Raw genomic sequence first — 22,868 nt, forward strand, 5'->3', positions numbered from 1 at the left:
ACCGCTGACTGGACAGCCGGATGCGGGAGATCCGCACGTCCGGTTCGAAGGGAGGGGCGGCGCAAGCCAATGCGCCGTCCCTACCCCTATCTTTCTTGTTACCTGAGCGGTCGTCAGACCGTATGAATCCGTCGATGAAGTTCATTCTGCTGGTTCTCCTCAGTGCCGTCGCCGCCGCCGCCAAGCCCAACATCGTTTACATCATCACCGACGACCTCGGCTACGGCGACCTCGGTTGTTACGGCCAGAAGCATTTCGAGACGCCGGTGCTCGACGGTTTGGCCTCGGAGGGCCTGCGCTTCACCGACCACTACTCGGGTGCCACGGTCTGTGCGCCTTCGCGTTGCGCGCTGATGACCGGTCGCGACACCGGACACGCCTCCGTGCGCGGCAATGGGGCCTTTACCCTGCGGCCCGATCCCGAGGACATCACGGTCGCCACCCTGCTCCAGTCGGCCGGCTACCGCACGGCGATGGTCGGCAAATCCTGCGTCACCGGCAACACACAGACGCCCGAGGTCGTCCTGGCGAAGGGCTTCGACGTGTTCTACGGGACAACCAGCCACGTCGACGGCCACTTCCGCTACCCGGAGTTCGTCTATGACCAGACCGAGAAGGTCACGCTGGAGGGCAACACCCTGCATGCCGGCAAGCACTACGATGCCGAGCTCTACACGCAGCGGGCCGAGAAGTTCATCCATGAGTCGGCCGGCAAGTCGCCGTTCTTCCTGCTGCTCTCCTATCCCATCCCGCACGCCGCCGTGCTCGCGCCGGAAGGGGAAGTCGTGGAGATCGAGGACGATGTCGACTACACGCCGAAGCGCTACCACTACTCCCAGGTCACCAACGTGAAGGGCAACTACGCCGGCATGGTTCAGGCGATCGATGCCTACGTCGGCCGCATCATGAAGGCGCTGGAGTCGAAGGGCGTGGCGGAGGACACCCTGGTGATCTTCACCAGCGACAATGGCTCCCATTTCGAAGGCGGCTACAAGGCACCGATGCTCGACTCGAATGCCCCGCTGCGCGGCGGCAAGCGCGACCTCTACGAAGGAGGCATCCGCGTGCCGATGATCGCCCACTGGCCGCAGGGGATCGCGGAGCCCGGCGACGTGTCCCTTCCTTCCGCCTTCTGGGACTTCCTGCCGACGGCCTGCGAACTGGCGGGCATCGAGGCCCCGGGGGACATCCAGGGGATCTCCTTCGCGCCGACGCTCACCGGGAAGGGCGGGCAGAAGAAGCACGAGCAACTTTACTGGGAATTCCACGAACAGGGCGGGCGCCGGGCGCTCAGGATGGGCGATTGGAAGCTCGTCCAGTACGGGCTCAAGCCCGGCAAGTTCGGAAAGCCGCAGCTCTACCACCTGGCGCGGGACATCGGCGAGCAGGACGATCTCGCGGCCAGGCATCCCGACAAGGTGGCCGACATGGTCAGGCGGATGGACGAGGCCCGCGTCCCGAGCGAGCGCTTCCCGCTCAAGGGCTTGGACGAGCTCCGGTAGCTCCGGCCGCCGCATTCAAGAAAAGTGGATCACCACGACCGGAGAGAAGAAAAACCCATGAAACTCCTCCCCGGCCGTGGATCACCGTGACGGGTCGAGATAAACCCAGAAAATCTTCGACCCGCCACGGGACCATCCACGAGAGGGATGGAAGCACTGAAAGTGCCAACTTGTTTGGGCGGGATCATTTTTCCGGTGACAATCGCGCGCGGCCCGGGCGACCGCAGACTTGGATTTCGGGCCGGACGGGTCCAGGATTCCGCCCATGGCGAAATTCGTGGCAAATGCCGACTACGAGGAGCGGGATGCCAACCCGATCCGCTTGCGGGCGGGTCAGGAGGTGACCGTCGGTCCGGCGGACCGGGCCTGGCCCGGCTGGGTCTGGGCGATCGATGGCGAGGATCGCGGGGGCTACGTGCCCGAGGAGATTCTCGAGCCCCACGGCGAGGGCCGCTTCTCGGCGATGGAGGATTTCGACCCGACGGTGCTGGTGGTGAAGCGCTGGGACGAGCTCGAGTCGCTGCGCCAGATCCACGGCTGGCACTGGTGCCGGAATGCCGGGGGCCAGGAGGGCTGGGTCGCCGATTACCTCATGCGGCCGGCGTGAACCGGGCCGACGATCAGGGCATTTCGACGACGATCCGGAATCCGACGTCGTGCGGGCGCAGCCACTTGGGGTAGCCGCAGCGATAGGCGGCGCGGGCGAGTGATGGCCGACTGCGGAACGAGCCACCCTTGACCACGCGCCAGTCGCCGGGCTGGCTGGCGGAGGGGAGAAAACCCTCGGGATCGAAGCGGGACGAGGTCCATTCGGCGAGGTTGCCGTGCATGTCGTGGAGGCCCCAGCGGTTCGGCCGGTAGCTGGCCACCGGTGCCGGGCCGGTGTGACCGTCGTCGACGTTTTCCACGTGCGGCACCCAGCGCGGCGAGTCCCGGCGGCACAGCCGCGCGAGTTGGCGGTCGGCCAGGTTGGCGTGCTGGCGGAAGTCGTCTTCGAGGGATCCGTAGTGAAGCGGCCGCTCGTCACCGGCGCGGCAGGCCCACTCCCATTCCTCCTCGGTCGGCAGCCGGACCGTGCGGCCGCTGCGGGCGGAGAGCCATTCGCAGAAGGCCTGCGCCTGCTCCCATGAGACGCGCGCCGCCGGTTGCGCGTCGCGGGTCATGTCGAGGCCGCGCGAGGTGGCGTCCTTGTTGTAGGTGCTCAGCACCCCGCTGTCGTGGTCCGCTTCGAAGACCCGGAACTGGGCGTTGGTGATCTCCGTGGTCGAGATCCGGAAGGGCCGTGAGATCCGGGCGAGCCGCGGAGTCTCGTCGGCCGAGCCGAGGGAGTCGCCCATGAGAAACTCGCCGGCCGGAATGGCGGCGAGATTCAAGTCCGGCCCCTCGCGGAGCGAAATCACGCTCTCTCTTCCGGCTTCCTCCTGGAGGGCGATCGCCTGACTTTCCTGAAGCGGCCAGCCGCGCGGGGCGGCGGGTGTCTTCGGCGTGGGCGTTTTGGCGGGAGCGGATGGGGCGGAGTGCAGCGGCCGGGCCTCCCCGATCTGCTCGGGATCCTCGGCACGACCGGCGTAGCGGATGCGCGCTTCCAGCCGCCGCCGGTCGTAGTCGTCCGGCACCTTGCGTTGCTCGCCCCAGCTCCCGTGGTCGGGCACGTTGAGGTCGATCCAGGTCACCAGGCGCTCGAACGACTCGCGGTCGAGCCGGACGCCGTGGTGGCCCTTGCGCAGCATCCGCATCAGTTCGCTGGTCTCGGCGAAGTACTCGCCGGCGAGAGCCAGGTGGCTGTCGCTTTCCGGCCCCGGCCGGTGGATGTAGCGGTGCAGCTCGGCGTAGCTGGCGTCGAACCGCTGGCCTTTGCCGAGCTGGATCTCGGGGCGCCCGCCCCTCAGGTCGGGACCGGCATCGCCGCCGTCGTGGCAGCTCGCGCAGTGCCGGTCGAGCACCGGCTGGATTTCGCGGCCGAAGTCGAAGCCCCGGGTCCTGCCCTGCCAGGGCGTGATCTCGACCGGTGGCTTGAGGGCGGCGGCTGCCGGCAGCGGGGCGGCGACCTGGTTGCTTCCCTCGTGGCAACCCACGCAGGACAGCCGCTCGCCCGGCTGGCCGGTGAACCAGCTGCGCATGATCTGCAGCGCCCGCCCCTGGTCGTCGATGGGCTGGAGGGCGACCGGCGTGTTGGCCGGGATGCGGAAGTGGGCCGAGCCGTCGGCTTCGACCGGCACCGTGCCGAGGATGCGGCGCACGTCCCACGGGCCGTCGATGCCGACGTTCAGGTGTCCGCCCATCTTGCGGTAAGCGTAGTGGTATTCGTAGAGGCGGAGCCGCTTCACCGAGCCCCGCGGCACGCCCTGCAGCCCGGGACCTTGGTAGATGTCGGAAAGAAAGACCTCGGTGTGGTCACTCGCCGGGTCGAAGCGGTCGGGGATCAGCGCGGGCTTTTGGCGGGGCCCCAGCGGCAGGGGTTCCAGCAGCGCGACCCCGGGCTCCTCGTGCAGCGGAATCATGTTGTCGAACACGTCGACCAGCCAGATGCCCCACGGAGACCGGGGTGTGGGCTGGCAGGAAACGAGGAAATGCTCGGTGCTGAGCGGGTAGGGATGCAGGAAGCGGGGGTAGACGCCCCGCACCAGCTGGTCGGTGGTGACCGCCTCGACCGTTTTTCCATGGCCGGGGATGCGCTGGACCACGCCGCCGGCTTCGTGGGTGTCCTTGCCGAGGTCGAGAACCACCAACTCCCCGGCCCGGGCGTCGCCGTGGTGGCCGGAGACCACCGTCACCACCTTTCCCGGATCCCCCGGCAGCGGGCGGGTGTAGAACAGCGAGTTCGGCCAGTAGGAATTGCTGCCGTAGACGGACATCTGGGCGGTGCCGTCGGGATTCATGCTGAACAGCTGCCGCGAGAAGTAGTGCGCCGTGTCGGTGTACTCCCAGCGGGTATAGAGCACGCGCCCGTCGGCCATCACGACGGGATTCCAGTTGTGGTCCTGGTCGTAGCACAGTTGCCGGACGACGCCGGTGGCGGGGTCGAGCTGGAAGAGGTTGGAGACGTTCAGCGATCCGCCGACGCAGGGGACCCCCTGGAAGCCCGCCGTCGAGCCGTAGATGATGCGCCCGTCGGGCAGGTAGCAGCCGTCGTACTGGTCGACACCCGGATCGTCCGGGGTCAGCCGGCGCGGTGCCGTTCCGTCGGTCTCCATCTCCCATAGATGCCACGGCTTTCCCTTTCCGCTGCTGTCGGGCATCGAGAACAGGATACGACGACCATCGTAGCTCAGGTCGAGATCGCCGACGAACTCGCCCTGCTCCGGGTGGAAAAGCGTGCGGGGTTTTCCGGCGGCGGAGTTCCACGGCAGCACCGCGATCTCGTTGTCGTAGCCGTTGCGCGGCAGCGCGCAGTTTCCCTGCCAGTTCTGGGGCAGCCCGAGCGTCCGGCCCGCGGCCTTGCCCTTCGCGTCCCCCACGCGGCGGCGCACGACCAGCAGCCCGTCGAAGTCGAGCAGGGGATTGGCGAGAAGCGCCTCCCGGCGCAGCGCCGCGAACTCCCCGGCGGCGGCTTCGAGCCCGGTCCGCTCGATCGCCTCGAGACGCTGACGGAACTCCGCCGCGCGGGGGTAGTCCTCGCCGAAGGTCTGGTCGAGGTGGTCGATGCCGCGACGGAGCGCCGCGAGGTCCCCGGCAGAAGTGGCACCAAGGATCCCGGGAACCAGGAACGCCGCGATGAGCGGGGTCCGGACGCGCTTCATGCACTGCATGGAATGGCTGACGCTCGGCCCCGGGGCCCTCTTGCAGTGAAACGGCCTCCCACTGCGCATATCTTGCGGTTCACGTGCCCACGATTGGCACGGGGTCTTCGGCGATCGAAGTTGGCGCGGTCTTGAGGCTCCGCCAAGCCGATGCTAAGGCTGCTCTTGTTGACTCTCCGGCTTCCATCGTGGTCGATCGGCCTCGCGCTCGGCGTGCTGGCCTTGGCTTCGTGCGATTCGTCGAAGCGCGAGGCCATGACCGCGCTTCGCGAGCGCGGGATCCCGATGAACGGTCCGGCGCTGCTGCGGGCGGTCGAGGAGGACGACGCCGAGGTGCTGCGGCTGCTGCTGACCGCCGGCGTTTACAGCGGCCACCGCGACCCGCAGGGCCGCACGCCCCTCTACCGCGCCGTCGAAGGCGGCCAGCTCGACGCGGCCTGGCTGCTCGTCGATGCCGAGGCCGACGTGAATGCTCCGGGCCCCGGGGAGGTCACCCCGCTGGCCCTGGCCGTGGTGAATGGTGAAACGGCGCTTGCCGAGAAGCTCCTGCAGGCCGGCGCCCGCCCGGAGGGCCTGACGCCGGATGGCTCGCGGCTTCTGCCATGGGCGATCCGCCACGGTCGCATGGCCTTCGTGCGCGCCCTGATGCAGGGCGGGGCGGATCCCCACCAGAAGGACGCCGACGGCAGTCCGCTGCTGCACGTGGCGATGGCGGCCGGGCGCAAGGACCTGGCGATGGAGTTGATCCGGCTCGGGGCCGACTGCGGCGCGCCGAATGCCGACGGCGAATCGGCGCTGGTGATCGCCGTGCGCAAGGGCTGGCTCGAACAGGTCGGCCCGCTGGTCCGTGCCGGGGCCGATCCGAACCTGGCGGACCGCGACGGGCTGACGCCGCTGGCGCGCGCCCTGGAAACGCGGGACTTCGAGCTGGCGAGGAAGCTGTGGCGTCTCGGCGCGGTGCCGGATGCCTACCTGCTGAACCGCTCGCTGGCGGAGGCCTACGAGGCGCGGGAGTGCGAGAAGCTCGGCTGGCTGCTGCGCTTCGGGGCCGATCCCTCGCCGCCCGGTGGCCCCTGCCTGGTGCGTCGCGCGGCCGGGGACGACCGGCTCGGCGACCTGCATCTCTTCCTCGGTTACACCGGGGAGGTTCCCGAGGGGATGTTGTACGACGCCTGCCGTAGTAATCGCGTCGATCTGGCCTCGCTGCTCCTCGCCCACGGGGCGAATCCCAATCCCAGCCGTGCCCCCTTTCTCGACACGCCCTTCACCATGGCGGTCGCCTCCGGCAGCGATGCCCTGGCACTGCGCCTGCTCGACGCCGGAGCCCACCCGGACCTGCGCGGCGCGCAAGGGGTGCCGCCGCTGCTCGTCGCCATCGCCCGGGGTCGCGCCGGCACCGTGCGGGCGCTGGTCGAGCGCGGGGTCGACGTGAACAAGGCGATTCCGTCGCCGGTGGACGAGAGGTTCGTCAAGACCGTGCGCGGGGCGACGATGCGCTGGCTGCTGCGCAAGGACAGCCGGATCACCCCGATCATGCTGGCGGCCGACAGCGGTTCGGTGGAGACGGCCCGGACGCTGATCGACAAGGGCGCGCGCAAGCAGGTCTGGACGCGCCGCAACTCGACCTGGCCAATCAACATCGCGGCGCGCAACGACGACGTGCCGATGATGCGCCTGTTGCTTGGAAAGGATCCCTACGTCGAGGAGCGCGAGGTGCTGGTGGATCTTTCCGACCAGGAGCTGCGGGTCTTCGGCAAGTCGGGCGAGGAGATTTTCAAGACCAAGGTCTCGACCGGCAAGCAGGGCTACGCCACCCGCACCGGCACCTTCGCCGTGACCAACCGCTACCGCCATTGGACCTCGACGATCTACCACGCCAGCATGCCTTACTTCCAGCGCCTGAGCTGCAGTGACTTCGGCTTCCACCGCGGCTACGTGCCCGGCTACCCGGCGTCGCACGGCTGCATCCGGGTGCCTTCGGGGAATGCCGCCAAGCTGTTCCAGATCCTCGACCTCGGCGACCGCGTGAGGATTGTGGAGTAGGTCGGGACGAGCGCCCCCGCTCGTCCGCCGGGGACGTCCGACCCTACCGGGCGTAGTAGCGGCAGAAGGAGTCGAGCTGGCCGTCGGGGCGGATGACGTGGGTGCAGCAGCGGTCGATGCGGTCCTCGTCCCAGTCCCACTCGTCCATGAAGGGCTTGATGAAGACGCGGAAGGCGTGGCGCTCGTCCATTTCGAAGCGATGCAGCAGCTCGCCGAGCTCGGTGTTCTCGCAGCCGCATCGCACGAGGTCGTCGAGTTCGTAGCGCACCTTGTCGCGCAGGAAGCCCTGCATTTCGGTGAAATCGACGAAATCCGAGATGCTGCGGGTGCCGGCCGGGGTGCGCAGCAGGTAGCCGATCACCGCGCAATTCGGGTCGCCGCAGGGCAGCGGGGTCAGGTCCTTGTCGGAAAGCAGGCTGCCCTCGTCGCCGAGGAGCGAAAGCGCCACATCCGAGGCGTTCAGCCGCCGCGGGCCGCCGGCACCCCGGCCACCGCCGAAGACCGGCTGGAAGGAGACGCCGCGGCAACGCTCGTAGGGCAGGCCGGCCTCGATCGTCGGCCAGCACTGGTCGAGATTCTGCGGCGTCACGGTCATCGCCAGGGTGAAGGGGATGCCGCGGGCCTCGCAAAGCTCCATGATCTCCCGCTTCCGCTCGCGCAGGTCGGTGCCGCGCAGCTCGACCTGGCCGGCCTCGCCGGGGCCGTCGTATTGCAGGTAGAGCTGGAAGTTTCCCGCCGCCGCGCGCCGGGCCAGGCCATCGAGAAAGTCCGGATCCGTCGCCAGCTTCAGGCCGTTGGTGTTGAGCAGGCAGTAATCGATGCGTGGTTCGGCCTGGATCCAGTCGAGGAGTTCAAAAAATTCCGGGTGCAAGGTCGGCTCGCCGCCGGAGAGCTGGAGGATTTCGATCCCGCCCTTGCGCTCGAGCACCCCGGCGATGCGTTTTTTCAGCTCCGGCAGCGGGTGGGCCTGGAGTCGGTCGCCGGCGGTTCCGGTCGGCGAATCCGCGAAGCAGGTCGGACAGGCGAGATTGCAGGAGTCGACGATTTCGATCAGCGCCAGGCAGGTCGAGAGCTTCTCCGGCGTGCCGGGCTTGCCGGCATTGGCCCCGAGGCTGCCGGTGGCGCCCGCCGGGTCGCTGGGGCAGGCGCAGCCCGCTCCGCAGGCATTGGCCGGGTCGCCGCTGGAAAGCCAGTGAAACCGGCCGTCCGAGGCGATGCACTGGTCGTGGGGCCCGTGCTCGGGGCAGGTCCGGCCCAGCCACACCCGGCCGTCGGCCCCGCGCCAGACCTCGCCCGGGCAGGGCTGCCGGCACACCGGGCATTTCGAGGTGGTGCGCTTCAGAATCTCGCGGAGGGTCGGCAGCATCGGCGGCAGCCTGACAGCTCCGGCGCGAAACGAAAGTCGGTGTTGTCAGCCTTTCGTCTCGCCAAACCCAAGGCCACCTCGTAAGAATCTCCGCGTTCTAAAAAATTTACAAAGAGGCTTGGCACGGCCACTGCTACCCTCACTCAGACCAACCGTCACCATGAAGAAAATCGAAGCGATCATCAAACCGTTCAAGCTGGAGGAAGTCAAAGAAGCCCTCGCCGAAGTCGGCATCCAGGGCATGACGGTGACCGAAGTGAAGGGCTTCGGCCGTCAGAAAGGCCACACCGAAATCTACCGTGGTTCCGAGTACACCGTGGACTTCCTTCCCAAGGTGAAGATCGAGATCATTGTCGACGACGAACAGTCGTCCGCCGTGGCCGAGGCCATCGTGAAGAGCGCCAACACCGGCAAGATCGGCGACGGCAAGGTCTTCATCTCCCCGGTTGAGGAAGCCATCCGCATCCGCACCGGCGAAACCGGCTCGTCCGCCGTGGCCGTCAACTGATCCACTTTCCCAGCTACTGTTGTTTCATGGTCGGTCGCTTCCGCAAGGGAGCGGCCGATTCATTTTGGGTATTACTTGAGCGTGATCGCCGCCGTCGGGCAGGCCTTGGGATCGAGGCGCTTGGAAAGGGCGCTCTTGATGATGGCCGGGTCGCGGGTGACTTCGAACTCCACCGGCTCCGCGTCGTTGACCTTCACCGAGATCGGCTGGTCGAGGTCGATCAGTTGGTCGTGGAGCAGGAGGGTGGTCCCGGTCGGCACGTCGCCGCTCAGCGTGATCTGCCGGCCCTTCACCGCGGCGACGATGCGCTGGCCCTTCTTTGCGGCCCCCTCGGGCAGCTGCAGCCAGTAGAAGCGGTCGTGGGTCACGTCGTCCTGGAGCCAGACGACCCGCTGCGGCCAGGTGCGGCGGGTGAACTTCGCCATCCACGGCAGGGCTTCGGCATCCTTGAGCCTCATCCAGTGGCCCATCTCCGGGTAGATCCGGACGAGGTGCTCGTAGCCTCCGGGATCGTCCTTGTGCAGCTTGGCCAGCTGCTCGCCGCGCTCGGCGGCCACCTTGTTCCGGTCGTAGGCCTGGTCCTTTCCGCCCATGAAGATGGCGAAGGGCAGGTTCCGCAGGCCGTCGAGCTGGGCCTCGTTCGGATGTCCGGCCATCATCGCCGCCGCCGCGAAATGGTCGGCCATCCGCGGCCCGAGCTGCCAGACGCCGTCGCCCCCGGCCGAATAGCCCATCAGATAGACCTTGTCCGCATCGACCCCGCGCAGCGCGACCATGTTCTCGATCAGCCGGGCGAAAAGCGGATCGATGTGCGCCTCGTGCCACAGGTTCCAATTGTCGGTCGGGGCGCGCGGGGCGACGTAGATTCCCTCCTCCGGCTCGTAGAGGCGGATCTGGTTCTGCCACTGCTGGTCATTCACCCGTGCCGGTGCCCCGCCGCCGCCGTGCATCGAGATCCACAGGCTGCGGCTGCCGTCCTCCGCATCGCCGAAGGACCGCTCCAGCCACTTCATGGTCTTGTCGCCGAGGGTGATCTCCCTGGCCTTCAGCTCCGCCTCGCGGGCCTCGCGCTCCGCCTCGACCCGCGCGGCGTAGAGTTCCGCCACCTTTGCCTGCGCCGCCTCACGGTCGGGGCCGGGTTCGGCACGGGCGGCGTCGACGATGATCAAGGCAACTCCGAGCAGAAGGGCGGTCCAATTCATGCGGATAGCGTAGGCGGACGAGTCCGGCGGTCGATCCCGATTCCAAGTATGGAGAAGGGATTTCCAATCCCTTTCTTGCGTCCTCCGGGCGCCCAAGGGATCGCAAATCGCTGCTCCACAAAGCGCCGCTCAGGGGTTGAGATGCAGAGGCATGCCGGCAGCCACTCCCAAGCACGAATGGCGCAAGCGGGAAAAGGAGTTCTATCTCCCACAGCCGCAGCCGGAGGTCATCGCGGTCCCGGCGTTCAAGTTCCTGACCCTCGCGGGCGAGGGAAATCCCAACGACGAGCCTTTTGCCGAGGCCATCACGGCCCTCTACTCGCTGGCCTACGGGATCAAGATGACGGCGAAGAAGCCCGACCGGCGTCCGGCGGGATACCACGACTACACCGTCTATCCCCTTGAGGGGGAGTGGGACCTGAACGAGGAGGGGAGGAAGAAATACGCCGGCACCATCAACAAGAACGACCTCGTCTTCACGCTGATGATCCGTCAGCCCGATTTTGTGGAGACCTCGTTCTTCGAGGAGATCCGGCAAATGGTGATGAAGCGGAAACCCCAGCCCCTGCTTGGGGAGGTGAGGTTCGAGGAGATTGCCGAGGGGAAGTGCGTCCAGATGCTCCATGTCGGCCCTTATGATGACGAACCGGCGTCATTCCGCAGGATGGAGGGATTTGCCGCAGGGCAGGGGCTCGAGCGGGCGTCGATGCGGCATCGGGAGATCTATCTTTCCGACTTCCGCAAGACGGCCCCGGAGAAGTTGAAGACCGTGCTGAGGTTTCAGGTGAGCCCGGCGTCTTGAGCCTTGGGGGACCAGGATGGATGGGATGAATAGGCTCTGACTCTTGAGCATTGAACCATGCTGAAGCTGAGGGTGGTTTGAGAAATCAAGACGCCCAGACCCCATTTCCCCTGATCAATCCGATATCCGATCCATCCCATCCATCCTGGTCCCAATTTTTTCTCGATCGACGCCGACGGTGTCAGACCTTCAGCACCGCCTTCGCCGCAGCGACATGCGCGGCGATGCGGTCTTCCATTCTCGCCGAGCTCGGCGTCTCGAAGGTGAACGACAGCGGGCAGCCGCTTTCGGCGAGGAAGATGGCCTCGGGCCAGTGGTCGGGAAAGTCGGCGCGCGCCTCATGATAGATCCAGCCGCGCTCGCGGACCTCGTGGTCGTCGATCGTTTCGCTCGGCTCCGGCGGAAACCACGGTGACACCGCCCCGAGGATCGACCGGGCGAGGTCGGGCCGGTCGTCGGCGAGGTTGATCTCGTAGAAGTAGAAGCCGCTCGTTTCCCAGTCCTCGTGCAGGGAAAGGAAGAGCCCGGGAGTGGGGCGCGTCTCCAGCCACGCGGCGTGGGCAAGCACCTCGGGGGTCCGGCGCCTGAGGTAGTCGCGGTTGATGTCGAATCCGGCCGCGGTGTCGCGGGTGCCGGCGGCGAGGCCGGTGGGATTCACCGCCGGGCACAGCGTCCACTCGCGTCCGTCGTCGAAGGCCCCGGCCTTGAGCAACTCGAGTGCGGCGAGCGGTCCGGCGGGCTCGTCGCCATGGATGCCGGCGGACAGGTAGGCGGGCTTGCCGGTGCCCGGGCGGACGAAGCCGAGCAGCGGCCCGGCCCCGGTCTCGAGCAGGGTCGCGCATGAAAAACCCCGCCCCTCGGCCTCGCGACGGAACTCGCTGAGGAAGGTGGCGGGGTCGAAGCGGTTCACGGGCGGTCAGCGCTCCGCCATCGGAGGCACCGGCGAGAGTTCCTCGGGGCCGACCCAGAGGGTCTGCGGGCGGTAGAGGCGGTTGTCGCGGAGCTGCTCAAGCAGCTGGGCGGTCCAACCGCTGGTGCGGGCGATCGCGAAAATCGGGGTGAAAAGGTCGGTCGGAATGCCCAGCGAGTAGTAAACGGTGGCCGAGTAGAAATCGACGTTGGCTTCGAGGCCCTTCTTTTCGCGCATCAACTCGGCGATCCGCTCGGACATCTGGATCCATTTCGGCTCGCCGAGTTCCTCGGTGAGCTGGACGGCGAGGCGGCGCAGGTGCGGCGCGCGCGGGTCGAGCGTCTTGTAGACGCGGTGACCGATGCCCATGATCTTCTTCTTCCGGGCCAGCATGTCGTCGATGTAGGCGTCGACCTTCGACGGCTCGCCGATGTCCTCGAGCATGTGGATCACGCCCTCGTTGGCGCCGCCGTGGAGCGGGCCCTTGAGCGCGCCGATTGCCGAGGTGACCGCCGAATACATGTCCGAGAGCGTGGCGATGGTCACGCGGCCGGCGAAGGTCGAGGCATTCATCCCGTGGTCGGCGTGAAGGATGAGCGCGACGGCCAGCGTGCGGGTGGCGACGTCGGTCGAGGGCTCGCCGTTGATGAGGTAGAGGAAGTGCCGGGCCTCGCCCATGTCGTCGCGCAGCTCGGGCAGCTCGAGGCCCTGGCGGAAGCGGTGGTAGGCGGCGACGATCGTCGGCACCTTGGCGCAGATCGAGAGCGCGATCGCGGCATCCTTCTCCATGTCCGGGTCGCCGATCGCCGCGCGCTTGTCGTAGAGCGAGAGCATCGACACGGCCGTCCGCAGCACGTCCATCGGGCTGGCGTCCTTGGGGGCGGTGCGGAGGAAATCCATCACGCCCTCGGGAAGTCCGCGCTCGGCGCGCAGGCCGGTCATGAAGGTGGTGAGCTCGCTTTCGTTGGGGAGCTTCCCGTAGTGGAGAAGGTAAACGATTTCCTCGTAGCGACAGCTGTGGACGAGATCATCGATGTGGTAGCCGAGATAGCTCAAGCGGCCGAGTTTTCCGTCGACGTTGGAGAGCGCGGTTTGGTTGGCGATGACCCCTTCAAGGCCCTTGGCGTATGTCGTCATGATTTCTAAAAAATTTCGGCTCGGCAGCTCTGCCGCGCGCCGGCAGCGAACAAAGCGACAGGAGCGAAAACGCGCAAGGCCGAATCGAGCGCCCTTGCCGCGGGGACCCGCCCGGGGCTAGCTTCGCGCCGTGGCGCTGGTTCTGGCAATCGAATGCAGCACGCCGCGGGCGACGCTCGCGGTGGTGCGCGATGGATCGCCGGTTTTCGAGCAGGCCTTCGACAGTGACCGGCACCACAACGCCCTGCTTTTCAGGCCCCTGCAGCAGGCCATCGAGTGCCTGGAAGGTGCCCGGATCGACGAAATCGTGGTCGGCACCGGACCCGGCAGCTATTCGGGGACCCGGGTCGGGATCGCCGCCGCCCAGGGAGTCGGGCTGGTCCACGGCTGTCCGGTGGCGGGCCTCAGCTCGCTGCTGGCGCTGGGGCTCGACGAGGGACTGGTGGTCGGCGACGCCCGCCGCGGCAGCGCCTGGTGGGTGCGGCTCGGCGACGGGCTTCCGCAGCCCCAGCTGGTCGACCGTGCGGACCTGGAAGAGCGGATCGATGGACCGGTCCACGCCCTCGAGGATCTCTCAGGCATGAATCTCCCGGACGAAATCGAAGTCCGGCCGGTGACTCCGAGCGCCCTCGCCCTGGCCGCCGCATGGCTCGGGCTCGATGATCCGACCCGCGCGCGCCTGCGATCCGAGCCTCCACAGCCCGCATACCTTCGCCCACCCCACATCACCGAGGCGAAGAAGGGCCATCCGCTGCTGCGGAGGGGATGACTTCAAGGTGCCTCCGTCACCGACACCTGCATGAATCCGCGGCTCCGCACGCTGACCGGATCGGCGAGACGGAAGCTCCGGTATTCCCAGTCGGGAAAGGTGTCACCGTCGATGTCGCGCAGCGCCGGCAGGCCAGCCGCCAGCGGTGAGCGCTCGACCACGGTGAGATCGACTCCGACCAGATCATCGTCGCCGGTGAGCGCATAGGCAATCCCATCGATGGTCGCCGATGGCGAGGCATCGAAGATCGCGCCGACCCGCACCGGAATGGTGTAGGTCAGGTGGCGGTCGGCACCGTCGAGGGCGATCTCCACCCGGCAGCGACCGTCGGTCCCGCCCGTGTTCGGATTGGTGTCGAAGGCAAAGTGTTCGAGGTTGCTCACACCATCGCCGTTCGGATCGGCGCTGCGGAGGGCGTCGGCACCGTGCAGGCCCCAGAAGGCGGTCCAGGCATCGTAGGGGTCGGTGACGGTCGACTGCACCGCGACGATGCCGTCGCTCTCAAGCTGCGAGAAGTCCCACTCAAGACCTTCCGGAAGCTCGCTGGCGGTGACCTCGTCGAAGCTGCCCGTGATCGAGGGAGCGTCGAAGAGATCGAAGCTGTCTCCGGCCGTCGGAGTGAATCCCCCGTAAAGCAGCACATGGAACATGCCGTCGAGGGTCAGGTCACCGTCGGAGTCGAGAAAGTCGTACTCGGTGCCCTGGCCGTAGCCGCCGATTTCGAAGGTGCTGACCAGTGAGGGCCCCATGATCAGGTCGACGGTCGCCGTGACCAGCCCCGGGCTGGTGCCGGGATTGAAGGTTCCCTCGAAATAGACCGTGCCCGTGCCGTTGAAGGTGCCGGTGCCGGTCACGTCGCCGAGGAACACCGCGCTTGAGCCGGCGCTGGTCCGCATCTCGTCGCCGTTGTGGGCAAAGTCGTCGTGGAAGGTGACCACGCCGCCGCCGGTGGAGATGATGGTGCCGCCCGTCGAATTGGAGACGTTTCCGTAAACATCGCTGGTGCCTCCGGAGAAGGTCATGGTGCCCTGGTTGTCGATGGCGGTCGTGGCGGCGCGGTTTCCGGCCAGCAGGCCGCGGCCGCTCACCTCGCCGGTATTGGTCATCGTGCCCTGCACCTCCACGCTGCCGCCGACCAACTCGACCGTGCCCGAGTTGTCGAGATCGCCGGTGATGCGCAGCGACTCGCCGAGGTCGGCGCGGATTCTGCCGGGGCTGAAGACATTGTCGTTCACGAGGCCCCCGTCGATCACGCCGGTGCCGGAGATGAGGCCGTCGTTGGAAAGCCGCCCGCCGCCCTGCAATTGGAGGATCGCCCCCGGCCCGGTCATTTCGAGCGTTCCGGAGTTCCACGCCGAGGTGCTCTGGAAGGCTTGGTTTTCGACCGTCAACAGCGAGCCGATGAAGGCGGTGGCCCCGGCACCGTTGGTGAAGGCCTCGGTGCGCACCGGGCCGCGGAGCAGCGAGAAGGTGCCGAAGTTTCCGAAGGAGTTACCCAGACCCGTGGTCCGAATGGAACCGCCGTCCATCACCAGGCTCGACCCGTAGTTCGTCGTGAAGCCGCCGTTGACGATCAGATCCTGCCGGTTGCCCAGCATCAGGTCGGTGCCGAGGAAGGAGGAACTGCCCAGGTTGAAGGCGCCGCCGACGGTGAGGTCGCCATCGATCCAGTCGAACTCGCCGTCGATCGTCATGTCGCCGACGCCAAGGTCGCCCCCATCGAGCGTGAGCGAGGCGAAACGGCCGAGGGTGAGGGTGCCGCCGACGTTCAGGGCATGAAGGCCGGTGAGGGTGAGGCCAGTCCCCAGAAACTCCCCGAAGCCCAGGCGAAGGTCGTTGGAAAGGGAGATCGACCCGGAGCGGAAATCCGCCGTGGCCCCGGGGTTGGCGGTGAGGGTGCCAAAGTCAAGGTCGCTGGCCTCGATGGTCCAGATGCCGGCAACCTCCGACTCAAGCGCGGACAGGGAACTGAACCGCCAGTCGAAAGTGTGGGACGGGCGGTCGCCACCCTTGAAGGCGCCGGCCGTGACGGTGCTGCCGCTGATGACGGCGTTGCCGGTGCTGCCGTCGTTGTTGAGAAGTGTGAGGGATCCGCCGGCATCGAGGGAGGAACCCGTGATCGCGAGGTCGAAGGCACGCATGCTGATGTCCACATCGGCCAGCGCGCTGTTCCCGAGCGTGGAGCCAGAGATGTCGATCGAGGTGCGATCGCCAATGGAGAGGCGGGGAGTTCCAAGGTGTCCGTTGTCAACTGGGCGGAGCACGGAGTCGACGATCGAAACCGGGGCATCCGAAGTGATGCCGATGAGACCACCCTCGAGGGTGCTGCCGGAGATCTCAAGCTGGCTGGACCCGGTCCAGCCGTCCGTCTCCTGCGCGCGGAAAGAAAAATCGGCACCGGTCGAGCGGAGCGTGGAATCAACGATCTCAAAAGGCCGGTCGCCACCGCCTCCCAATGGACTCCATTCAAGATCGATGGATCTCATCACATCGATGTCGGCGCGGGCCACGCTGAGGTTCGTGGTCGTGCTGGTCAACGATCCCAGTTGCCCGCTTGCATCCCAAAGGCGCTGATCGAACGAGAAGCTGGACGAGCTGGGATCGACCACGAGATCCAGATCGCCCGCAAAAGCCCCGTTGAAATAGATCTCGTCGACGGTCAGGGAGGATCCCGTGGAACCCCGGAACACTCCGGGCCCGCTGCTTCTCAGGTTGAGGATCGTGAGAGCATGATCGAGCAGGTCGAACTCGCCGTTTGAGATATCCAGTGAGGCATTGTCAGAGAGCGCTTCGTTGGTATTGGCGGTCACCTTGCCCGCCGTTCCGGCAAAGACTCCGATATCCAGCAATCCGTCGAAGGTGCTCATGCCACGCAGTTCGAGATCGCCGGCCCCGCGGACGTAGATCCGGCCTCCTCCGACGCTGTCGACGAAGCGGCCCTCGAAGATCTCGGACGAGGCGATGTCGATCGTGAGGTCATGACCCCTGAGGTCGATGTCCATCGTGCCGCTCAGCGAGTCGAGTGTCAGGTCGCCTCCCAGTTCGACTTCACCGGAGCCGGAAAGGAGAGCTGCGGATGCTCCGCCACTCTGAAGGAGCCGCACCCGCGCGCCGGTCGAGGTGGAGACCAGCAGGATATTGTTGAAGCTTGGTAGCAGCGTGACCGTGGCGAGGGCGTTGTTGCTGGCGTTGATGGCGACCGTTCCAGAGGTGGGGTTGACGCCCGAAGGCCCCTCCAATTGCCACGTGGCCGAGGTCGAGTTGAGCACGAAGCCTGCCGTGCCGCCGGACTCGACCAGCACTTCATTGGGGATCGCCATGTCGCCGAGCGAGTTGGTGCGGAAACTGGTGCTGGCGTCGCCCCCGACCACCGCACGCACCGGGGGCTCATCCTGGAGGCGGTCGATATGACCGTTGAAGGTCCAGCTTTGATTGCGAATCTCCACGGTGCATTCCCCGCCATTGGCGAGCCCCCGGGGATTGAGCACCCCGCTGAAGGTGTGACTTTGCCCATCTCCGAGAAGCGCAAGGTCCAGGGGACCGAGGGTGGAGAAGGTTCCCGCTCCGATGAGGGTGTTCGCGGTGAGGTTGGCGTGTTGGATGCTGACGGTTCCCGGTTGCCGGATGTCGAGTGTGTTGGGGGCGCTCGAGTGGTATTCCAGCCCTCCGACGATGCCGCTCTCGACAACGAACGAGCCGGTGAAATCGTACGAGCCTGACGAGAACATCTGAATGTCGGGGAAGCTGGCGTCATTGATCGAGGTCGTATCCGCAAAAAGAAGATCTCCCTGCCCGGTGACGTCCAGGCTGTAACTCTTCCCGTAATTCCCCGGGACCGGATCCCCCAGCAGTCGCAACTCACCCCCGTCCAGGTCGATCGGTCCGGAGCCCGAGATATCGTAGAAGGTCTGCTGGGTGCCCCCGAGTTCGACCCGTCCGGTGGACTGAATGATCAGGGAGCCCAGTGGATCGGTGGCGTCGAAGAGGTTGTTGCTGTTGAAGCCCAGCGTCCCGTCATTGACGCGAATCTCGCCGGTGTAGGAGTCCGCGTCATCCAGCACCAGCTTGCCATCGCCCAGCTTTGTGAGATCGGCGTTGGCGCCTCCCAGCAATCGCCCGAAAAAGAACGCGGTCTCGCCGTTGGGAACCGAGTAGTTCAGGTCGTTCTGGTTCAATTCGATGTCTCCCGATCCGATCAATTCGGTCGGACCCGCCGCCACCAGATTCAGTGTCGGGGTCTGGACGTCGATCACCGCGCCGGGATTGACCGTCACGCTGGCATTCGAGCCGAGCGTGTTCTGGACGATCAGGCTTCCTTCCTGCGCCCAGTAATCGGTACCCTCGGTGATCTGTGCGCCGGTCAGGGTCAGCGAGCCGCTGCCCTGCTTGATCAGCCGTCCGCCGGTGCCCTCGATCACACCGTTGTAGGTGCGGTTGGAAATGTCGCCGGCGGTCAACTCGCCGCCGCCGAGATCGAGTTGGCCGCCGCCACCCAGCCACAACGCGGTCGTGTTGAAGCCGTTGAGGTCGAAGCGGCCGCTGGTGCCGATGTTGAGGCTGCTGCCCGGGGAGAAGGCGTTGTCGGCACTGACCCGCAGGATACCTCCGTTGACCGTGGTCGCGCCGGACCACGAGTTGCCATCATTGTAGAGGGTCAGGGTCCCGAGTCCGGACTTGGTCAGGTTGCCGGTGCCACGCAGTTCCGAGTAGAAGAGAATCGACTCCAGGGTGTCCGTGACCGCACTGAGGGTGTTGCCTCCCAGATTCACCCAGCGGACGGTGCCGGGCGTGCCGATGCGAAGCGCGCCGGCATCGGCGTGCCAGAGTTGCGTCGCTGTGAGAAAAATGTCGGTATCGATTTCCTGGGTGCTGCCGTCGAGGTTGGTGATGCCGCCCGGCCCCAGGTCGAACTGGATGCCGGCTCCCGAGGCCTCGGTGATGCTGAAGGGGAAGGCGCCGGAGGCGAAGGTGATGCTGTTCAGGTCGAAATTGCCGTTGAGCCTGGGGCTGGTGTTGACGCTGCCGGCGAGAACGATGTCGGCGGTGCCGTCGTCGGGCGGCGCGTTGTTGCCGAGCCAGTTGATAGGCTCGAGCAGGAGGTCGTTGGGGCCGTTGCCGTCCCAGGTGAAGGTGGCGGCGAGAAGAGGACCGGGAAGGATGCTGGCGAAGATGAGGAGGGCAGGAAGGCGCATGATAAAAGCCCAGATACCGACAAAATAACGACGCGATGGCAAGTTCAACAGTTCAACTGCCCAACCACTTTGTCACAAGCCCCCGACAAGAACGCCGCACTCGAAGGTGCGGCGCTCCGAAGGGGACTGCTGGAGGGTAACCTACTTCGCCGCCGCGACGATCGACTCGGCGCTGATGCCGAGTTCCTTCATCGCGGTGCCGCCGGGGGCGCTGAGGCCGAAGCGGTCGATGCCGATCACCTTGCCCTCGCTGCCGACGTATTTCCACCACAGGCCGGTGACGCCGGCCTCGATGGCGATGCGCTTGGTGCAGCTTTTCGGCAGGATGCTTTCCCGGTAGTCGTCGCTTTGGCGGTCGAAGCGCTCGAAACACGGCATCGAGACCACGCGCACGCCGTCGCCGAGCTCCTCGGCGGCCTTCAGCGCGTGCTGCACTTCCGATCCGCTGGCCAGCAGAAGAGTGGTCAGCTCGCCCTTTTCCTTGCGGACGATGTAGCCGCCGCGGATCACGCCCTCGCGGCGCTCGCCGTGCGAAAGCCCGGTCATCGCCGGCACGCCCTGACGGGTCAGCGCCAGCAGGGTGGGGCCGTCGGTGCGCAGCATCGCCGCGGCGAAGGCGCCGGCGGTTTCCTCGGCGTCGGCCGGGCGGATCACGTCGAGGTTGGGGATCACGCGCAGGCCGCTGACGGTTTCCACCGGCTGGTGGGTCGGGCCGTCCTCACCGACGCCCACCGAATCGTGGGTGAAGATGTAGGTGACGGGCAGCTTGGCCAGCGCAGCGAGGCGGATCGAGCCGCGCATGTAGTCGGCGAAGACCATGAAGGTCGCCCCCGAGGCGCGGAAGATGCCGTCGTAGGCGATGCCGTTGCAGATCGCGCCCATGCCGTGCTCGCGGATGCCGAACCAGACGTTGCGGCCGTCCGGGTTGTCGGCACCGAAGTCGCCGGCGTCCTTGATATAGTTCTTGGTCGATCCGAAGAGGTCGGCCGAACCGGTGAGAAGCTGGGGCACGAGCTTGGCGACGCTCTGGATCACGACACCGCCCGAGGCGCGGGTGGCGCCGCCTTCGCCGTCGTCGAAGGCCGGGATGCGGTCGAGCAGGTCGCTGGGGATTTCACCGCGCACGCCGGCGCGCAGTTCGGTCGCCAGCTCCGGATTGGCCTGGGCCCAGGCCTCGTAGGTGCTCTGCCACTGGAGAAATTCGCTTTTCCCCTGCTCGGCGACCTCGGCGAAGTGCTTCTTCACCTCGTCCGAGACGTAGAAGGTTTCCTCCGGCAGCCCGAGTCCCTTGCGGGCGGATTCGGCGAACTTGGCCCCGCCCTCGCCGTGACCGGCGGCGGTGCCCGCCACTTCCGGGATGCCCTTGCCGATGAGCGTTTTGGCGATGATCACCTTCGGCTTGCCGTTGTCGTCGGCCTTGGCCTTCTCCAGCGCGGCGGCGAAGGCCTCCATGTCGTGACCGTCGATGGTCACGGCATCCCAGCCCTGCGAGCGGAAGTAGCCTTCGGCGTCCCCGCTCTGGGTCACCTCGGCCATCGCGTCGAGGGTGACGTCGTTCGAGTCGTAGATGAGGATCAGGTTGTCGAGTCCGGTGTGGCCGGCGAAGGCGATGGATTCCCGCGCCACGCCTTCCTGCAGGCATCCGTCGCCGTGCAGGACGATCACGTGGTGGTCGAAGATCGTGTGCTCGTCGGTGTTGAACTTGGCCGCGGCGCGCTTGCCGGAGAGGGCGTAGCCGACGCCGTTGCCGATGCCCTGGCCAAGCGGGCCGGTGGTCGCCTCGACCCCGGCGGTGTCGCCGAACTCCGGGTGGCCGGGGGTTTCCGAGCCGAGCTGGCGGAAGTTCTTCACCTCGTCGAGCGACAGGTGGTAGCCGGCCATGTGGAGCCAGCTGTAGAGGAACATCGAGCCGTGACCGGCGGAGAGGATGAAGCGGTCGCGATTGAGCCATTTGGGAGCCTCGGGATTGAAGCGCAGGCCACCACCTCCGTAGAGCACCGCGCCGATATCGGCGCAACCGAGCGGCAGGCCGAGGTGGCCGGAGGAGCAGGCGTGGATGGCGTCGATGGCGAGCCCACGGGCCTGGGCGGCGGCTTGGGAGAGGATCTCTTGATTCATAGGAAAAGACGGAAATTTGTCCGACAGGCCGGGCAGGGTAGGGGACGCGCACCCGCTGGCAAGCCGCAGTTCCCCGAATGGCGGGGGATTTTCAAAAAACAAGGGATTTTGTCCTTGTCAGGCACCGGGCCATTTCTATCTTTCGCGCCCGCGCCTGCCTCGGCAGGTGTCACGAGTGACACGTCCCGTTCGTCTAGTGGTTAGGACTCCGGATTTTCATTCCGGCAACAGGGGTTCGACTCCCCTACGGGATGCCACTCGCTCGTTGTCCCGAACTTGGGAGGGCCCGCAGTAGTTCCTCGGGCGGCCCGGATTCCCCTGAAACCAAAGGGATTCAGCCCGCCGAACTCTGGCCTGTTCACAAAGACTCTCCGGAGCGGACTCTCCAGCAGCCAGAATTGGCCCTCTTCCGCCTCTCTGGCCTCTCCGTTAGAAAGCCGAGTTACTGAACAAGGGATTTTGTTCGGTGCCCGGATGCATCCCGATCCTGAGTGGCCACTGACGATGCTACTCCTGCGGATCCTCACCCATGCCCCCGAACATGCGCTCGCCAGAGGACTTTGCCGGCTTGGATTCACGGAGAATCTGCACGAAGCAAATCAAGGCCAGCAGGCCCTCGATCGTGTAGACCACCTTCCATACGGGGCTGCCGAATTCCCTCAGGGCACCGACCACAAAATACAGGCACAAACCCACCCCCATGATGCACATGAACACGAGAGCGATGAGGAATGAACTGGTCTTGCCCCATAGCTGCCTGTTGGCTTCACTGCTTTCCCAGAGTATGACGCGAGGTCCACATTCGTCGGAAATGGCACCCTCGACAGAACGAAGGTGCCGGGCGTGAAACGCCATGTTGCTGTGCAGCAGGAACCATCCGAAGAGCAGGAAAACTCCAATCTGGCTGAGAAGAATCAGGACATTCATCCGGATGGAGGGATCATTGAAGACGTTCTCCGACCAGTAAACGCCGGCAAAGCCCGCAAGGATGGTCATGATCGCCGCGACGAGCTGGCCCTGTGTGCGCTGAAGCAGCATGATCTCCTCGCGCATCTGCGCCTTTTCCTGCAGAAGCGCATCGAGTGTGCGTCGATCTTCCATGACGAGGGATTTGAACGACCGCATCTCAGCAAGTAGCGCGGCCCGATGCGAGCGAAAGCTGAGCGAAACTCGTAGCGGCAAGCGCCAGCTGACTAGCCCTCCAGAAGAACCCCTCTGGAAAGCTGGGCAAACGAAGCCTTCCAAACCCGGGCCGAATCACCTACCGTCGCTCCGATCAGGTCATGTGGAGGTCCCACGTCCGACCCCGGTGCCCTCAATGGAGGCCGGTAGTTGTTGCCTTCGCGGCGTTCCTAAGCGCCGCGCAGGGGGCGGATTACATTTCACCGGGCACGGGGGTGCAGTGGTCAATGGATGACCTGGTGGCAAACTCAGATGGGGTGGTGACGGGGGCTGCCGGAGCCTATGCGGTCCACGATGACGTGTGGATCGAGGTAGGAGACACGCTGACTGTTTCTGCCGGGGATACCCTGTCCTTTGCCGATGGGGTGGTCGGGTCCGGGGATTGGCCCAGTCTCCA

At 66.2% G+C, this 22,868-nt stretch carries 14 protein-coding genes and 1 tRNA gene; 7 read left to right on the top strand and 8 right to left on the bottom strand.

The features are described 5' to 3' along the window. Positions 1-134 precede the first annotated feature (134 nt). Both ACG2LG_RS19470 and ACG2LG_RS19475 read left to right on the top strand, forming a co-directional pair. The gene (locus ACG2LG_RS19470; RefSeq protein WP_396261848.1) at positions 135-1,502 is read left to right on the top strand and encodes an arylsulfatase; all 1,368 of its coding nucleotides are present in this window, start codon (positions 135-137) and stop codon (positions 1,500-1,502) included. Between the two features lie 265 nt (positions 1,503-1,767). Then, positions 1,768-2,109 carry an SH3 domain-containing protein gene (locus tag ACG2LG_RS19475; RefSeq protein WP_396261850.1) on the top strand — a complete coding sequence of 114 codons (342 nt, stop codon included), beginning with the start codon at positions 1,768-1,770 and terminating at the stop codon, positions 2,107-2,109. A 13-nt stretch (positions 2,110-2,122) separates the two neighbouring features. On the opposite strand, the gene ACG2LG_RS19480 is transcribed toward ACG2LG_RS19475, so the two are convergent. Next, entirely contained in the window at positions 2,123-5,242 is a 3,120-nt protein-coding gene (locus tag ACG2LG_RS19480; protein WP_396261852.1) for an SUMF1/EgtB/PvdO family nonheme iron enzyme, read from the bottom strand. Positions 5,243-5,392: 150 nt separating this feature from the next. On the opposite strand from ACG2LG_RS19480, the gene ACG2LG_RS19485 reads away from it, so the two are divergent. Further along, positions 5,393-7,285, top strand: a complete 1,893-nt coding sequence (locus ACG2LG_RS19485) for an ankyrin repeat domain-containing protein (protein WP_396261853.1) — start codon at positions 5,393-5,395, stop codon at positions 7,283-7,285. 43 nt (positions 7,286-7,328) lie between these two features. On the opposite strand, the gene ACG2LG_RS19490 is transcribed toward ACG2LG_RS19485, so the two are convergent. Continuing rightward, a complete protein-coding gene (locus tag ACG2LG_RS19490; protein WP_396261855.1) occupies positions 7,329-8,651 on the bottom strand; it encodes a radical SAM protein in 1,323 nt (440 codons plus the stop codon). A gap of 160 nt (positions 8,652-8,811) precedes the next feature. Between ACG2LG_RS19490 and ACG2LG_RS19495 the strand changes: the two genes are divergently transcribed. Continuing rightward, on the top strand, positions 8,812-9,159 hold the full coding sequence (locus ACG2LG_RS19495; protein WP_396261857.1) for a P-II family nitrogen regulator: 348 nt from the start codon (positions 8,812-8,814) through the stop codon (positions 9,157-9,159). Between the two features lie 71 nt (positions 9,160-9,230). Here the strand turns inward: ACG2LG_RS19495 and ACG2LG_RS19500 are convergent, their stop codons facing one another. Then, positions 9,231-10,361 (bottom strand): dienelactone hydrolase family protein, encoded by a 1,131-nt coding sequence (locus ACG2LG_RS19500; RefSeq protein ID WP_396261859.1) that lies wholly within the window; start codon positions 10,359-10,361, stop codon positions 9,231-9,233. Positions 10,362-10,512: 151 nt separating this feature from the next. Between ACG2LG_RS19500 and ACG2LG_RS19505 the strand changes: the two genes are divergently transcribed. Then, a complete protein-coding gene (locus ACG2LG_RS19505) occupies positions 10,513-11,163 on the top strand; it encodes a GyrI-like domain-containing protein (RefSeq protein ID WP_396261860.1) in 651 nt (216 codons plus the stop codon). Between the two features lie 181 nt (positions 11,164-11,344). Here ACG2LG_RS19505 and ACG2LG_RS19510 read toward each other — a convergent pair whose 3' ends face one another. Continuing rightward, positions 11,345-12,073 carry a M14 family metallocarboxypeptidase gene (locus tag ACG2LG_RS19510; RefSeq protein WP_396261862.1) on the bottom strand — a complete coding sequence of 243 codons (729 nt, stop codon included), beginning with the start codon at positions 12,071-12,073 and terminating at the stop codon, positions 11,345-11,347. A 6-nt stretch (positions 12,074-12,079) separates the two neighbouring features. Continuing rightward, positions 12,080-13,210 carry a citrate/2-methylcitrate synthase gene (locus ACG2LG_RS19515; protein WP_396261864.1) on the bottom strand — a complete coding sequence of 377 codons (1,131 nt, stop codon included), beginning with the start codon at positions 13,208-13,210 and terminating at the stop codon, positions 12,080-12,082. A 130-nt stretch (positions 13,211-13,340) separates the two neighbouring features. On the opposite strand from ACG2LG_RS19515, the gene tsaB reads away from it, so the two are divergent. Beyond that, positions 13,341-13,979 carry a tRNA (adenosine(37)-N6)-threonylcarbamoyltransferase complex dimerization subunit type 1 TsaB gene (gene tsaB, locus ACG2LG_RS19520; protein WP_396261866.1) on the top strand — a complete coding sequence of 213 codons (639 nt, stop codon included), beginning with the start codon at positions 13,341-13,343 and terminating at the stop codon, positions 13,977-13,979. Positions 13,980-13,981: 2 nt separating this feature from the next. On the opposite strand, the gene ACG2LG_RS19525 is transcribed toward tsaB, so the two are convergent. Both ACG2LG_RS19525 and tkt read right to left on the bottom strand, forming a co-directional pair. Beyond that, positions 13,982-19,171: a beta strand repeat-containing protein gene (locus ACG2LG_RS19525; protein ID WP_396261867.1), complete on the bottom strand. Its 5,190-nt coding sequence runs from the start codon at positions 19,169-19,171 to the stop codon at positions 13,982-13,984. Positions 19,172-19,312: 141 nt separating this feature from the next. Then, positions 19,313-21,289: a transketolase gene (tkt, locus tag ACG2LG_RS19530; protein ID WP_396261869.1), complete on the bottom strand. Its 1,977-nt coding sequence runs from the start codon at positions 21,287-21,289 to the stop codon at positions 19,313-19,315. A gap of 182 nt (positions 21,290-21,471) precedes the next feature. Here tkt and ACG2LG_RS19535 point away from each other — a divergent pair. Then, a tRNA-Glu gene (locus ACG2LG_RS19535) sits at positions 21,472-21,546 on the top strand. Between the two features lie 250 nt (positions 21,547-21,796). Here ACG2LG_RS19535 and ACG2LG_RS19540 read toward each other — a convergent pair. Beyond that, entirely contained in the window at positions 21,797-22,390 is a 594-nt protein-coding gene (locus ACG2LG_RS19540; protein ID WP_396261870.1) for a hypothetical protein, read from the bottom strand. Positions 22,391-22,868 lie beyond the last annotated feature (478 nt).

Source organism: Haloferula sp. A504 (assembly GCF_044385805.1).
Taxonomy (GTDB): Bacteria; Verrucomicrobiota; Verrucomicrobiia; order Verrucomicrobiales; family Akkermansiaceae; genus Haloferula.